General features: G+C 43.3%; 12 protein-coding genes. All 12 read right to left on the reverse strand.

Going from position 1 to position 15,894, the window contains the following annotated elements:
- Positions 1-9: 9 nt before the first annotated feature.
- The 12 genes from P6709_RS09195 to P6709_RS09250 all read right to left on the reverse strand — a co-directional run bounded on the left by P6709_RS09195 (position 10) and on the right by P6709_RS09250 (position 15,793).
- On the reverse strand, positions 10-789 hold the full coding sequence (locus tag P6709_RS09195) for an ABC transporter ATP-binding protein (protein ID WP_278240624.1): 780 nt from the start codon (positions 787-789) through the stop codon (positions 10-12).
- 4 nt (positions 790-793) lie between these two features.
- Positions 794-1,600 carry an ABC transporter permease gene (locus P6709_RS09200; RefSeq protein ID WP_278240625.1) on the reverse strand — a complete coding sequence of 269 codons (807 nt, stop codon included), beginning with the start codon at positions 1,598-1,600 and terminating at the stop codon, positions 794-796.
- A 169-nt stretch (positions 1,601-1,769) separates the two neighbouring features.
- Positions 1,770-2,252 (reverse strand): type VII secretion protein EssA, encoded by a 483-nt coding sequence (essA, locus tag P6709_RS09205; protein ID WP_278240626.1) that lies wholly within the window; start codon positions 2,250-2,252, stop codon positions 1,770-1,772.
- Positions 2,239-5,055 carry a type VII secretion protein EsaA gene (gene esaA, locus P6709_RS09210; RefSeq protein WP_278240627.1) on the reverse strand — a complete coding sequence of 939 codons (2,817 nt, stop codon included), beginning with the start codon at positions 5,053-5,055 and terminating at the stop codon, positions 2,239-2,241. The genes essA and esaA overlap by 14 nt, the downstream gene beginning before the upstream one ends.
- A complete protein-coding gene (gene essC / locus P6709_RS09215; protein WP_278240628.1) occupies positions 5,052-9,509 on the reverse strand; it encodes a type VII secretion protein EssC in 4,458 nt (1,485 codons plus the stop codon). The genes esaA and essC overlap by 4 nt, the downstream gene beginning before the upstream one ends.
- The gene (gene essB / locus P6709_RS09220; protein ID WP_278240629.1) at positions 9,509-10,855 is read right to left on the reverse strand and encodes a type VII secretion protein EssB; all 1,347 of its coding nucleotides are present in this window, start codon (positions 10,853-10,855) and stop codon (positions 9,509-9,511) included. Before essB ends, essC begins: the two co-directional genes overlap by 1 nt.
- 13 nt (positions 10,856-10,868) lie before the next feature.
- Positions 10,869-11,108 (reverse strand): EsaB/YukD family protein, encoded by a 240-nt coding sequence (locus tag P6709_RS09225; protein ID WP_278240630.1) that lies wholly within the window; start codon positions 11,106-11,108, stop codon positions 10,869-10,871.
- Positions 11,109-11,247: 139 nt separating this feature from the next.
- A complete protein-coding gene (locus tag P6709_RS09230; protein WP_041055860.1) occupies positions 11,248-11,541 on the reverse strand; it encodes a WXG100 family type VII secretion target in 294 nt (97 codons plus the stop codon).
- Between the two features lie 526 nt (positions 11,542-12,067).
- A complete protein-coding gene (locus P6709_RS09235; protein ID WP_278240631.1) occupies positions 12,068-12,634 on the reverse strand; it encodes a superoxide dismutase family protein in 567 nt (188 codons plus the stop codon).
- A 131-nt stretch (positions 12,635-12,765) separates the two neighbouring features.
- The gene (locus P6709_RS09240; protein WP_278240632.1) at positions 12,766-13,686 is read right to left on the reverse strand and encodes a proline dehydrogenase family protein; all 921 of its coding nucleotides are present in this window, start codon (positions 13,684-13,686) and stop codon (positions 12,766-12,768) included.
- Positions 13,687-13,763: 77 nt separating this feature from the next.
- Positions 13,764-14,774, reverse strand: a complete 1,011-nt coding sequence (locus tag P6709_RS09245) for a FecCD family ABC transporter permease (RefSeq protein WP_278240633.1) — start codon at positions 14,772-14,774, stop codon at positions 13,764-13,766.
- Positions 14,771-15,793 (reverse strand): FecCD family ABC transporter permease, encoded by a 1,023-nt coding sequence (locus tag P6709_RS09250; protein ID WP_278240634.1) that lies wholly within the window; start codon positions 15,791-15,793, stop codon positions 14,771-14,773. The genes P6709_RS09245 and P6709_RS09250 overlap by 4 nt, the downstream gene beginning before the upstream one ends.
- Positions 15,794-15,894 lie beyond the last annotated feature (101 nt).

The raw sequence follows: 15,894 nt of genomic DNA on the forward strand, positions 1-15,894 counted from the left end.
TCTCCCCCTTTACTTCCTTGAATCCTGCACTTCAGTCTGGAGATGCTTCCATATCTCCAAAAACTTTTTAGCCATTTCAGGGTCTGAGCGCACATCCTCCAGCTTTCTAGGGCGCGGCAGATCCAATTTCATTTCAGCGATGATTTTACCCGGCTGCGCACTCATTAACAGCACGCGATCGCTTAAATAAAGAGCTTCATCAATGCTGTGGGTAATAAAGAGGACCGTCTTTTTGGTTTCTGACCATATCGACAGTAATTCTTCTTGTAAAATATATTTATTTTGTTCATCTAACGCTCCAAACGGCTCATCCATTAGAAGGATTTCCGGATCATTCGCAAACGCCCTGGCAATGCTGACCCTCTGTTTCATCCCGCCGGACAGTTCCTTAGGATACATATTTGCGAACTTTTCAAGCCCGACCTTTTTTAGAAAATAAGTGGTACGTTCATCGATGAATGCCTTTGGCAAATGGCGCATGGCCAGACCAAATGCCACATTTTCTTTGACCGTCAGCCATGGCAGAACCCCTTTTTCCTGAAAAACCATGGACTGGCTCGGCCGATCATTAGTGCGCTGATGAATCGTAAAATCCCCTGAACTTTGCGTTTCAAGACCTGCCAAAATGCGAAGCAAAGTTGTTTTTCCGCAGCCGCTCGGTCCTACGAGACAAACGAATTCGCCCTCTTTAATGTCTAAAGAAATCTTCTCAATCGCGGTTACGCTCTGCTGTTTCTTATAAAACACCTTTGTCAGCTCGCGAATCGAGATTTTCGATGGTTGGTCCACATTGTCACCTCCATGGAAGCAGCTTTTTTTGAAGACCTCTTAAAATTAGTGAAAAAAGATAACCGAAGAAGGAAATCAAAATCAGCCCTACAAACATCTCCTTCAATAAAAAGGCACTGTAAGAGGTCCAGATTAAATAACCGATTCCTGACCTTGCACCCATCATTTCAGCAGCTACAATTGTCAGCAAAGCGATTGCCTGCCCCATTTGGATCCCTTCAAGCATGACTGGCAATGCCCCTGGCAGCGCTATTTTCAGAAAAAAATCCTTGCGGCCTGCGCCGTAATTTTTGGCTACATCCAAATGAATGCTTTCAATTGAAATGACCCCTGCCACTGTATTAATGACAACAGGGAAAAATACACTTCCTGCGATCGTCACCACTTTCGATACTTCCCCAATGCCGAAAATAATGAGAATGATCGGCAGCAAGGCAAGCGTTGGAATCGGCATTAGCGCCATAATAATTGGGGATACAAAGTGGCGTACAGGTGCGTACAAACCCATGCATAAACCAATGATAACGGCGGGAATGACGCCAAGAAGAAAGCCAAAGAAGATGCGGAACAAAGAAATATTTATATGATCAAATAAATCCCCGCTTATCAGCAGAGTGAAAAATGTAGAGACAATGGAGGTGGGCGGAGGGAAAAATCTCGCATCGACTAACCCGCTCCGAGATAAAAATTCCCAGATCAGTAATAGAAAGATGGGAGAAAAAATCGTCAGAATCGTTTTTGCTCTTTTTTTACGCTGCTCTTTTTGCCATTCTTTTTTTTCAGTTTCAAATGGGCTTTTATATGCTTTCAACTTCACCACCCCTTCTTGAAAATAATATGTTTTCCCTTGAATATGTGTGCCTTCCTTTTGGAATAAAACACTCGCTCAATTATTCCAAATTTTCCTAAAAGCTTTTCATAAATGGCCACGCAAAAAAACCGCTCTCCATATCGGAAAGCGGCTGGTTGATACTGAGGAACTAGGCAGAAGACTTTGCCCCGCTCGAGGTAAATCTGAAGAGCAAAACGACCATTAACAGTATAGCTCCCATTATAATTCCGCCAAGAATGATAATCATAAAGTTAATGCCTGAACCTTCTTCAGGAGCATTCTCCACATAACGGGGACTGCTGCCGGCTTGCTCAGAGAATAGCTCCATTTCGCGGGCACGTGATGCAATCGTATTTGTTTCTTTTGCGGGAGAGAGAAACAGCCCGGCTCTCAGCTCATCAAAGTTTGTCGTTTTTTCTCCGTCAAACGTAAGCTCAAGTACTTCCTCTGACAGCGATTCTCTCTGCTGACGCATCGATTGCTCATGAAAATAATTCGTATCTACATTAATCTCTTTTTCTTCGTACTGGTTCGGCTGCACCATAGATGCAGATGCCCTTTCAGGCTCAGCTGCAGTCCATAACGAAAAGAGCAGCAGACTATAAAACATGATTCTTTTAGGCCGCTTCATGATCTTCAGCTTCCTTTGAAGTTAGGCTCTTTCTGGTAAAAGCCAGCAGACCCAATACGACAATGATAATACTAAGCACGATGACTGCCATTGGGAATAAGCTTTGTGCTCCATATTGAATGGAGAGATACACTCTTGTAATCGGATCTTCAAACGTGAAGTTCGGGAGGATCAGATCAAGTAATGGCGCTGTGAATAAAAGCATTAACAGCACTGTGACAATCCAGCCAATCGTTGTACTGAAACTGAATGCGGTAAACACCAGACCGGAGGCAGCTATCAGAAGCATGACTGTCCATACAGACCACATAATCGATTGATCATTCTGCATCGGATAAATCGTCAGTCCAAAAATACTGATCATCAGCCCTACGACCACATTCAGCAATCCAAATAAAGATAGCTGAATGAACCATGGTGAAAGAGAGAAATGCTGGGTGAAAAATCCAATTAATAAAGCACTCGCCAGCAAAATCACAAGCATCACAACCGGAGGCAGATTAACCACCTCTTCTTCCAGCGTTTCTCCTGAAATGGCTACAGGATTAGAGAGGAAATCATACACATACCCATTATCCTGACCATCAACGATTGCATTATTAAAGATTTCATTCAGATCTTCTTCTACATTCATGGTGAATAGTACATTTTCTTCCCAGTTTGTATTCAATAAACTGGATTCAAGCTGAACACGTTCAACTTCCTCCTGCATCACACTCGTAGAAGAAATTACTCCTTCCTGACGATCCGACAGAGACGTAATCAGCCCATTAAGGGATACGATCTCACTTCCAATTTCGGATTGATAGCTAAGAGCATTGGAGCCTCTTGTTAACGGATCGCTTTCTCCGTTTAGCAATGCCGCTTCTTCTGCATTCACTTCTGCCAACGTAGAAGAGAGGTTTTGAGAGCTTTCTACAATCGTCTCTAATTCTCCTAAAATCAGTCCTTGCTGCTCTTCAATGATAGACGCATAATTTGCCATCAAATTATCCGCCTGGACAGAAAAATCATCTACATTATTTCCGGCTGATACAACCGATCCGCTAAGCGCTTCCCATCCTTGACGCTCTTGTTCGCCAACGGCCAAAATAGATTGATAGTTTTGGATAAGGTCTTCACTTGCAAGCATCTCATCAGCAACCGGATCTTCTGTCTTTTCAATTTCATTTACAAGCTGAGCGTATTGCCCAAGTGCTTTTGCATAAGAAATCAGCTTCTGCCCGTTTGTCGATTCAATACCCTGGTTGAAGAAGCTGTTAAGCTCAGCTTTTCTGGAATCCGACAGGACATCTGAAGATAGAATTTCCTCTTCAATCGCCCATATGGCATCTCTAAATGAGGTGTCGGGCTCTTCTTCTTCTATTTCCTCAACAGGGGGTTCGTACTCGTCAATCTGTGCAGCAAGATCGTTGAATAATTCCTGCCAAACGGCATCAGACTGCTGTTTTTCCTCTAAACCGGCATCAATGGTTTGAAGAGAGGCCGTGATTTCATCCAGTGACAAAATGAGCTCTTCCATTTCTGGAAGAACATCCGGTGATATAAGAGAAATGGTTTCTTTAACTGCTTCAACCTCCGCCGCCGTATTGCCAAGCGCCGCACGTTCATCTTCAATCAGATCCAAGGCTGCTTCGGGTACTTCAGGCAATTCCGGTACATCGTCTCCCGGCTCCTCAGGCTGCTCCGGTTCCTGTGGAGCGTCTGCTTCAACGATGGCATTTCTTAACGGGATCAGAACCTCTTGTACCTGATTTAAGCTTCTTACATAAAGATCCTGCTTGTATGATTCTAAAATGACAGCCTGCAGGTCCACAAGCTCCTGAAGCTGATTTCCGACCGCTCCTGTGCGTTCTTCATTTAAGCTGTCGGCAATGGTCGTTGTTGCATTTATCTGATCTTTAATATCGTCCACATTTTCTAAAACGGAAGCCTGCTGATCGGCATACGACAGCATCGCCTGATTTTGATTGGCGGAAATTTCGGATGAGCTTTCCTGTATTAAGCGCTGGCTCTCTGCATGCGTTTCATTTAACAGGGTCTGCTGTCTCTGCTGATATTCTTTATATACTTCTACATTATCAACAAAAGCAGTCAGCGTTTCATCTGCTTCTTCAATGGTTTGTATTCGTTCAGTGGTTCCCTCTTCTCCATCCTCAATGGAGCTTTTTAAGCCATTAAGCATTTCTTTTTGATCGCTTATCTCCTCAGCAAGCGTTTGGGAACCCGTGCTGTAAAAGGAGTTCATTGCTTCTTGAAAATCGATTTCCTTTTCAAGAATATCTTCGAACGCAACCTTTACATTTTCAATCTCCTGAGCAATATAACTCCAGTAAATCGTTGACATTTCACTATTAATTTTGTTCCGTGCGGATTCCAGCTCACGTTGAACGCGCTGGCTGTTTTTGGCATTTAACTGCGGTTGAAGCTCAAATTCTATTGACGCTTTTGCTGGGGTGCTGTCTTTAAAATTCAGAACCGCTTCAGAGAAGTCGGAAGGAATATAAAATACAGCGTCATAAACCCGACTCTCCAAACCGTTTTCTGCAGCGCTCCTGCCTACCACTGTCCAGTTAAAGTTGGAGGAATCATTGATTAAAGAAGACACTTCCTGTCCAAATCTCAAAGACAGTCCTTCCTGCTCAGCCCCAATGTCCTCGTTAACAATGGCAATTTCTCTTGTGGATTGCTCCTCAACCTCTTCAGGATTATCCCCAATGTAGGTAAAAAACAGCACAGGAAGAATCATAATGTAGACCATCGTGCCGAGCATTTTAATCAGATGCTTTCGTTGATCAGTCATTGAGGTACAGTCCTTTCTGCTTCTTCAAATAATGGAATTTGAATCCGCTTTTCTTTTCCGTTCTTAATATAATAGCCAAACCCGGGCAGCACTTCTTCTTCGTTTCGGGTAAAGGAAAGTGTAAATAAATTTTGATCCGATTTCTTCATAAGTAAGAGAGCCTGACGAATCTGCTTTAATTCACTCGTAAGTGAATCAAAGCCCTTGGACACTTCGTTGCTGTTACCGGCAGCAATAACCGTGAAGCCCAGATAGCTGTATTGCTTCATAAAACCTGCAATTTTATCCTGAATGGATGGATTAATGGTTTGCTGAAAACGTCCCACTCCATCAACTGCCAGAACAACCGGAGTAAACACAGGCACAGCTCTATGTCCTTCAAGAGCAGCTGCATATTCTTCTCCTCTTTCCTTAAACAGCCCTTCAGCTTGTGAAAGCCACTCTTCAATATGGTCCTTTGTCTGCATATACGTGATTTGATCTTCTTTTGCGTAACGCGATAGACCTCTGTCGATTGAATCAAACAAACCAATCGATTCGTGTTTTTCTCTTAACAGGTCATGAAGGACCAGTCGTAAAACATTTGTTTTTCCTTTTTGAGAAGACCCGATAACAAGCCAGTGATTTCCTTTTGCCACATCCACGTGCACAGGCTGAACCGTTTCTTCATCCAGTCCTATTGGAATAAGGCCTCTGCTTCTTTCATCTATATACCGTTCTGCAAAGACAGAAAGCGGCAGTTCACTAGGAAGCATAGGGACGCCAGCTGGAGACTGTGCCCCTTCGTAGAAATGGTTGATTTGCTTAATCTCTTCTCTGATGTTCTCAAAGATCTCCAAATCACTTTCTCCTTCTACAGGGAGAGATACCTGTGTAAAAAGAGACTGCTCTTTCTTTATAACGGCTCTTCCGGGTATAGATTCAAGCTCAAACGGCAATTTTCCTATAATTGTGTAAGCTTCGCTTGTGTCCATTAGGTAATGAATAATTTTCGTTTTCAGATTATTAAGAAGCGCCTGCCGGACAGCATTGACTCTTGTCGCAGTTAAGATCACATACACACCAAGGGATTGACCGTCACGTGAAATCTGGGTGAACTGGGAATCAATATCCTGCAGTTCTTCTTTTACCAGATCAAAATTATCAATGGCAATAAAGCATAAAGGAAGCTTATCTTCACTTAATTCATTGTACATTTTGATGGAACTGACTTCTTTTTGCTGCAGCAGCTGCTTTCTTCTGTTCAGTTCCTGTTTCATCAGACGCAGGAATTTATCAATTTTTTTAGGCTGGTCAACTTGAAAATAATCAGCAGTATGAGACAGCTGCTTAATTGGCAAGAGGGCACCGTTTCCAAAGTCAAATACATAATAATGTAGTTCCTCAGGCGAAAGCGTCCGGGCAAATCCTAATAAAAGAGTAAGAACGGTAGTAGACTTGCCGTACCCGGAAGATCCAAAGATTCCGATGTTGCCATCATCCATCCATTTATATGTATATGGCGTCTGCAGCTGCAATTCCGGCTCATCTACTAAAGCAAATTCCAGCGCATCTTCTTTCTCAGAAGGCAGCACCAGCCTAGCAGGCAGTGGAGGAAGCCATGGACTCGGGAGCTGCTTGATTTCCAGCTTTTCCTGAACACGCGATATCTCTTCTACAATGGCCTCAATTTCAGTTATGCCAGACGATGTCTTTTCTTCTTCTGTCGAAATGGATGACAGCGGCACGAGTCCAAGATCGGTGACGAGGGCTACCTCATCTTCATTCGCCAGTGTTTCCTGCTGATACGCTGCTCCGCTCCAGGCTGACTGAAACAATTCATAGACCTCATTGTTGCCTACCTGCAAATAGCCTCTCCCTGTCACAGTAATATTCGCAGCATCCGGGTTTTTCAGGATTTCCCTGCTGTCACTTGCATCCTGAACCTTTAGGGCAATCCTGAACCTCGCGTTGCTCCATATTTGATCATCAATAATTCCACCCGGCTTTTGGGTAGCCAGAATTAAATGGACCCCCAAACTACGACCGATTCGGGCGGCACTCACGAGTTCCCGGATAAATTCCGGCTCTTCTGTTTTTAATTCAGCAAATTCATCCGAGATTAAAAACAAGTGCGGCATCGGCACTTCAGCTTCGCCCTGTTTGAACAGCTTTGTGTACTCATTAATATGATTGACTGTATGTTGATCAAACAGGCGCTGCCTTCTTTTCAGTTCACTTTTAATCGAGGCGAGTGCGCGAGCACTGAAATTTTTGCTGCCCTCAATGTTGGTAATGGTTCCAAGCAAGTGAGGCATGTTTTTAAACGGCTGAGCCATGCCGCCGCCTTTATAATCAATTAAGAGGAAAGCAACCTCGTGTGGGTGAAAGTGAACCGCCAGTGATAGAATGTACGTTTGTAAAAATTCACTTTTCCCCGAACCTGTAGTTCCGGCCAGCAAACCGTGCGGACCATGTGCTTTTTCATGTAAATTCAGTTCAACGAGATCTTCTTTTCCTTTTAAACCAATTGGAACCGCCAGCGATTTGGAAGATTGAGAGGTTTGCCAGCGCCGGTCAATTTGAAGCTCCGCTGTATCTGTTGCTTTAAATAAATCCAGATACGAAACAGAATTAGGAATTGAATTGGTCATCCCAACCTGGTGGTCAAGTGAACGCAGTGTTCTGGCGTATCGCTCGTTTGTTTCTTTTTTCATTTCATCCATCACAAAGGGAATGCGGACCGCTTTTTTTTCTTTAATTAATATATCGCCTTCCTGCTCATTAATGTAGCGGACCAGGGTATGGATATTGTCGCTCAGGTTTTCTTTTGATTCAGCTGCAAAAATAACAGATAGGCCAAGGTGAGAGTATTCCCCTTCCAGATATTCCATAATGACATGCTCAGAAATCAGCAGCTGATTCGTTACAACAAACACAAAATGTGGGACAAAAACGGCTTCTTTTTCTTCTTCAAGCTCTCTTTCCCTGATCCATTCATAAATCGTAGACAGAAGCTGATCGCGGGTCTGCTCATTGTAAATGAACCCTTTTGCATAGGAGTTGGGAAGCATAAAGTGAGGCAGCCATTTCATCCATTCCCACGCTTTGTATTCATGTTCATGAGAAATGAAAACAAAACGAAGGTCATGGTAGCTGTGTGCAAAAGCCAGCTGCCCGATAATTTGATGAAGCTCATCCTTCATTACTGATTGTTTCCCAATTAACCCCACCGCTCCTTCTGCCAGACTGATAATGACGGGTGAGTCCTTTACTTCTTTATAATGCTTTTCAAGCTGCTGTGCCTGCTCGAGCAAATCGTCAATTTCCCTGTTGGATAAATCGGCATTGCTGAGTGATACTTTATAGCTCGAGGGAACGTTTCCAATCCCCAGCCTTAAATGAAGAAAATCATTGCTTGTCAGCGTGCGTTCCCAGATCCGGTCGCTTATATGAGAAGTTAAATACTTCATTTGTTCAAAGTCAGGATAATGAAAGCGCAGAACTTCTTTTTGCTTTGAAGCAAGCTTATTCAGTTCTTCTCTTTTTTGCTGCAGATAGCTTGTATACACATTCAATCGTTTAGCTTTGCGCTTCTTATGATTTTTGCGCTCTCTAAAGTATTGAACGGTCGATGTAACAATTGTAGTCATAAACATAACCGCGGAAATGATAATAAAAAGTCCTCTTGGCTGAATCAAGGCAATGATTACCATTACCATCAGCATCATCAAAGGGGGCAGGACCATCATCCACAGCCCGCGATTATTATTTTCACTCTCCTGGCTCGGAAAGGTCATCTGTACCTTTTCCTCCGGCATATCGTAAACCATGCGCGGAGTTCGTCTGTAAATCGGATAGTTTTGCTTCATTTGAGTGGTTGGCTCCACTAATCGGGGCAAAGTGCTTTTTACTTCTTCATTGCTTTTTATCATGAGGCTGTCCTCAGCTGATAATTGAAACTCCACACTGCTCCAGTGAATCACATCTCCAATTTGCAGACGAAGCGGAGCGGTTTGCAGCGTCCCATTCACATAAAGAGCTTTTCCGGACGGCAGAAGGACCCACCCTTCTCCGTTTTGAGCTATTTTCCATTGTGCAGCAGCAAGTTCGGCCCATTCGTTCTCAAGGATATGGATATGAGCCTCTTCGTCTTCCTTTGAGGCAATCATGACTTCCTGTTCTCCGCCAATGTAGAATAATGTCTTCGTTCTCGGTACTTCCTCCAGAATCACACGCAGTGACAGCCCACTGAATGAAAATGAATGAGCTGCACCCATTTCAAGCCTGACCGTCTCTTCACCTTTTACTAGAATCATGTGATCGTCTTCTTTTTTAATGGAGAAAGCTCCTTGCAAGGCTTGTATGGACAGCGTATCTTTCCTGCCTGGTCCCACCGTGATCCGGTCAAAGGTGTGGGGATCAAATTCGATCCGCTGAAAATGATTGCCATAATACACGGTTATCTGCTCCATCACACCACCTCATTTCCCCTCACGCTTTTATCTGCTGCTGCCTGATCATCCTGATTGTCACTTTCCTCTTCAGCGTCTTCGTCATCCTCAGGCTCATCAGCTGGTGCCTCGTTTTCCTCTTCAGCCGGTTCTTCTTCCGGGTCCTGCTGTTGCTCTTCCTGCTCTTCTTGCTCCTCCTGCTCGGCCTCTTCCTGCATGACTCTTTCCTGATCGTATTCCTCGAGCTCCTGTTCGATTTGATCGAGCTCCATTTGCTTTTCTTCCCCAGTCAGTTCAGGATCTCTTTTAATGGCTTCTGTATATTGCAGCAAAGCCATCATAATCAGATCACGATCCTCAAGAGACCGGGCTACATCGATCGCTTCTTCTTCCATCCCTCTGCCAATGTAGCTCCAATACAAAAAGTACTGTGGATCTGTTTGAAGCGTCAATCCATTTAAGATGGTTCTTTTCTGACTATCTCCGAGCGCTTCATTATTTACATAAGACACCGCGAGCTGGTATTGCACGACATAAGGCATTTCCTCAGGCTCGTGCGGAGCAAGCTCTTCTACTACACTGCTAAAATTATTTTTCATAAAATATTCATTCGCTGCTATATATGCATCCTGCCTTGGCTGGATAAAAAAATAGGAATAAAAGCTGAAAGCAAGCAAGGGGATGATCAAAGCAATAAGACCGATTAAACTGTATTTTCTTCTTTTCCATGCTTTATTGGGTACATTGGTAAATGTTTTTTGCTGCTGTTCCTCCTGATCAATCTGCTTGATTAATAGTTCTTTTAATTCTTTTATACCGCTTGCTTCACGCAACTCCTTCATAACAGGAGTCAGCTGCATAGTATGATAAAGGTTTAGATAATCTTTAAATGATTTCGAAGAATCCAGAGCATACAAAATCGTTGCTTTTATTTCGTTAAATTGTAAATCCTGGTCTTTTTCATATGGCGGAAGGCTTTCCTCAACCCCGTAATGAAGCAAATAAGGAACATTCGAGCGATCCAGGATGATATTATCAGGAGAATAGATCGGATGCAGCCGCTTTGAACGTTTCTGTTCTGCAAAGTGAACAAGCCGCAAAGCAAACGTCCATCGGGCTAACGCAGATTGTTTGTGCAGCGAAGAAAATGAATGAAAAGAATCCGGTGCTTTCACAGTGATTGTTACTTCATCCTCTGTGGAGAGTATTTCTTTTTTTAGCTCGGGATGAACCGTTTTAATTAAGTGAATCTCGATTTCATTGACAAGTTTTATTTTCGTCTGCTGAAAAATAAATACATGATCGTCTTTATGTACCACTTTGGCGTCCAGCCGGTCTTCAAGGTATGTGTGCGAAGGTTCTGTCATGACGTGATCTCCCTTATAAAATTTCTATCCGGTCTCCTCTGGTTACACCTTTTTCAGAAAGCTGATGAGTGCCGTATAAAAGAATATTTTTGTTTGCAATTCGAATCCAGCTTCCTTCTTTCGGCTGGATGGAAATCTCTTTAGCCTGCCATACCACATCCACCAGCTTTTTGGCGGAATAATAATCAGACAGCCTCAGGTCAAACACCTCACCGGTATAGTGCCTTAAATCAATCGTTACATCTATGTACATCCACAATTCACCTCTTTATTTCTTTCATCTATATGAAGTGACATCCTTACTGCTGGATTGAATTTATCACAAATCAATAAAAAAGCGCTATCATCTTTACAGAATCAGCGCCGCTTTTGTTATATAATTTTTAATGAAATTAGCTGCGGATTTGACCGGCAACATTTTGGTCGGCTTCCTGCAAAGCATTGGATGCGCTGCGAAGCTGACGGGAGATTTCTTCAAGAAGCTGAGACATTCTTACATAAGATGGGCGTAATTCTTCAAATTGTTCTGCAAATGCCTGGCTGGCCTGCCCTTCCCAAATCGAAATTAAATTATCGATCATGTTGTCCAAACGGGTAACCTGCTCTGTAGCCATGCCGCTTTCCTGTAAATACTGGCTCGCAATTGCTTCTAATTCTGCTGGTGTAACGCGAATATTTCCTGACATCTCAATCTCTCCTTTTATTAACTTTTTTTACCTGATTCCATTGTATCAAGTAAATGGAAAATATCAATTTTAAACCTGCAAATTCTATAAAATATGTAAAAGGACTGATACAGAAGGGCTGATTATTAGGAAAATAGAACAAAAATAGGACCTTTTTACCTGTTAAAATAAAACAAATAAGTAGAATTGCATATATAAATCTTGTAAAAGCAACTATTTTTCAAAAAACAAGCTATTCAGAAAAGAAGTGAACAGGTCAAAGAGAGCCTGGGACAAAAGTGTCTCAAGCTCTACGACCGGTTCACTTCGCTTCAGGTGGACGCTTTCCGCAGGGACGCCGCTGAGCCTTTTCAGGGCTGCGCCCCTAAAAGTCTCAGCTTGCCGTCAAATCCTGCAGGGAGTCGCCACCTTCCGCTTTGCTCACCTATTACTATTGATAAATAGATCCTCTTTTTAAACTTTTTTGAGTTTTGTCCCAGCCTTCCTCTTCTTTTCATCCGGTTAACCGCTTCTATCACACCATTTATTACCCGTTTATTTCTCCACAAACAATCCGTTTTCCGCTTTTTCCTGAAGGGTCTGTTTTGTAATCATCCGGACCCTCATGAATCACTAATGCGCTGCCATCTTCATCCAGCAGAGAGTTTTTGGCTCCCTTTTTCAAAGTGACTGCTTCGACAACCAGCTCCAAATCTACCGTGCCGTCCTCGTCCACTATAAGATTAGGCAGATCTCCCGCATGAAAACCTTCTGGATTATCAAAACCATGCTGTTTGCCCTCCGGATTAAAATGTCCTCCGGCTGATGTAAATTCCGGCGGCTCGCAGGAACCCTTTTCATGAAAATGGATGGCTTTTTCACCCGGTTCTAGTCCTTCTACTTTTAAAGCAATAGAGACACCTTTTTCCGTCTCATTTATTAGAGCAGTACCAAGTGATTCTCCATCTGCCCCTTTCATAACGGCTTCAATCATCGGTGCAGCTTCTTCGCTGACGGTAACGGTTTCTTCATCCTCTGTAATGGAGGAAAATGCATTGCATCCTCCAAGTATTGCACCAATAAAAAAGCAAATTCCAATTGATTTAAGTTTCATCTCTTTACCCTCCTAAATCATCTGTTTCATTAGCAGGGTTTCCATCATTGATCAAAATAATTCCTTTTTAAGGCAAAGAAAAAAACGAGCCGGTTAAGCTCGCTATAAATGATTCCTAAGAGAAAAGCGTTTTACCTTCTGAATACAGACATCACTGTGAACCCGACATTTGCCGGCCTTTCGGCGAGCCGCTTCATAAAGTAGGTATACCAGTCAGGCCCAAATGGTACATACACCACCACGTTGTAGCCTTCTTCAGCCAGCTCTTTTTGTTTTTCGTCGCGCATCCCCTGCAGCATTTGAAATTCAAATTGATCCAACGGAATATTGTGTTCTTTCACTGTTTTCTTAACAAAATCGATCATGTCATTATCATGAGTCGCTATTTGTGTATAATTTCCTTTTAACAAATTCGTTTTTACAAGGTTTTGATAATTCCAATCCACATTGGACTTATCATCCATATCCACGTCTGCCGATTCTTTATAAGCTCCTTTGACAAACCGGATAACCGGTGACAGGGCATCGAGCTTTTCGACATCTGTTTCTGTCCGATACAGATTGGCCTGAAGCGCAATCCCCACATTGTCATACTCATTTCGAAGCTTTGTGAACACCCTGATGATTTTTTCACAGTTTTTATATTCTTCCATGTTGATGGTGACAAAGACATTGTATTTTTTTGCTTCTTCTAAGATATTTCGCATATTATGAATCGCAATTTCTTCACTTAATTCCAAGCCAACGGAAAACAGCTTAAGGGATATTTGCCCTTTTAACTTGTTTTCATGCAGGGCATGAATCGCCTTGTAGCAGAGGTTAACCGTCTCTTTTGCATCCTCTGTTCCTTCAATCCGTTCTCCAAGGCAATCCACGGTCACACCCAGACCCTTTTGATTAAACTCTTTTACCTGGTCCACCATTCCCTCTACTTCCTGACCTCCGACAAAATGTGAACCTCCAAGCGTCAGCCCGCTTTTTCTTGCAATTTTAATCAGGGGCTTACTGTGGGCAAGAAATGTGAAAAAGCCACGCATCGTTTCTTCAACCATATAGATCCTCCTTAGAAAACCAGTGTTTATTCCCTTACTTTCCCTTTTTAAACTGCACAGAAACCTTTCGCTGCATGTTACTTCACGCGAAGAAGCAGATAAATAAAGTAAGGAACACTAATGATGGAGACGACAATGCCTGCTGGAAGAGAAAGCTGGGACAAGAGGTTTTTCCCTATTGTATCTGCCAGAAGTAAGATAAAGGCACCAATCAGCGCAGCTGTCGGAACGAGCGCACGATGTTCCGGCCCTACAAGCCTTCTTGCTATATGAGGAGAAATCAGGCCGAGAAATGCAATGCCGCCTCCAACTGCTACTCCAATTCCGGCGAGCGCTACCCCGCAGAAAAGCATTTTCAGCCGTTCCACATTCAACTTAAGCCCGAGACCCTTAGCAAGATCGTCATGCAAATTTAAGATATTCAGTACATTCGATTTCACAATAAGATAAGGAAGCAGTATAGCAAACCAGGGAAGCACCGCCCATACATATTCCCATTGCGTAGCCCATAGATCTCCTGAAAGCCAGACAGTGGCACGCATAAAATCCTGAGGATCCAGCCTCAGTTGAAAGTAAATCAGCGCAGCTCCAAGACCGGCATTAATCGCAATTCCGACCAGAATTAACCGTATAGACTCCATGCCGTTGCGCCAGGATAGAAGAATAATTATAAGCGCAGTCAGCATGGCGCCTGAAAACGCAATTGCCGGCATGACGAAAGCGCCAAGGATAGAGAGCCCCTGACTAATCGTGCCAAAGAAGGTAATGTAAATGACAACCGCCAGACCAGCTCCAGCATTAATCCCTAAAATACCTGGGTCAGCAAGTTCGTTTCGTGTAATTGCCTGCAAGATGGTTCCCGACAACGCCATCGCCATTCCAACTAAAATAGCGAGAACGATGGATGGGAGCCTGATCTGAAATAGCACAAGCTCACTTCGGCTGTCTCCATTTCCTATCACGGTCTGAAAGATTTCCTCCATTGTAAGTGTGACATTTCCAAGATGAAAACTGACAACCGCAACAGCAGCGATGAGTAAAAGCAATGTTCCCGTTACAAACAGAACCTGTTTTTTTCTTCGCATCATTTTATCCCCACCCCTCTGCGTTTAATTAAATAGAGAAAGAATGGGACTCCAATTAACGCCGTCACAATACCGACAGAGGTTTCAAAAGGAGGATTCATGAATTTAGAACCAAGATCCGCCAGCACTAAGAGCAGTCCTCCAAGAACCATCGATACCGGAATCATATGAAAATAATCTTCTCCTACCAGCATCCTGCTGATGTGCGGAATGATAAGTCCGACAAATGAAATGGACCCCGCAACAGCAACTGAGCTTCCAGTCAGCAGCAGAATCGTTACAACTGCGAAAAACTGAACCAGTTTCACCCGCACCCCCAGGCTTCTAGCGACATCCACCCCAAAACGGATGGTTGTCATGGGACGGAGTAAATAAAGAAGGACCGGAATCGCAGCGAGACCAAATAAAGAAAGAAGCTTAACGTCTCCCCAGGCAGCGGTGTAAAGTGCACCGGCATACCAAAAGCTCATATTTTTCGCAACATCATAATAAAGGCTGATCGCAGTGGTTAAAGAGGTAAGAAACATGCCTATCGCCATTCCGGCCAAAGCCAGCTTGACCGGAGAAGAACCGCCTTTGGTCCAATTAGCCAGAGCTAAAATCAAAACCATTGTAATAGAAGCGCCGATCATTGCAGCTGCCGTTGATCCAGCAGCTGACATTCCCGGAAACAGTGCAAGACCAATAACTAAAACAAACGCTGCTCCACTTGAAATGCCAAGAAGACCTGGTTCCGCCAGAGCATTACGCGTTAATGTCTGCATAAATGCACCTGAAATCGCTAAAAAGCAGCCAACCAATAGTGCGGTAAGCATACGGGGCATACGTATGTCCCAAATAATCTGCCCCTCTTGTGTTTCAGTACCTGTCATTAATGCATTCTGAAGGGTTTGCATGGAATACTGCACAGATCCAAGTGCAAGGGAAGCCACCATAGCAGCAAAAAGAAGAACAAGACCGGCGGCAAGAATTAAAAATGTTTTTAACCCAGCTTTTTTATTTGAAGATTTTTTTTTCATCATTAAAAGTCCCCCGAAACCCGTACATACTCTTATATAATCGTTTACTCATTTTGTATTTTGTCATACATTGCAGTCCGATGGGAAGCACCGTATCTTGAAAT

Origin of the sequence: Jeotgalibacillus sp. ET6 (assembly GCF_029667115.1) — a bacterium.
Taxonomy (GTDB): Bacteria; Bacillota; Bacilli; order Bacillales; family Jeotgalibacillaceae; genus Jeotgalibacillus.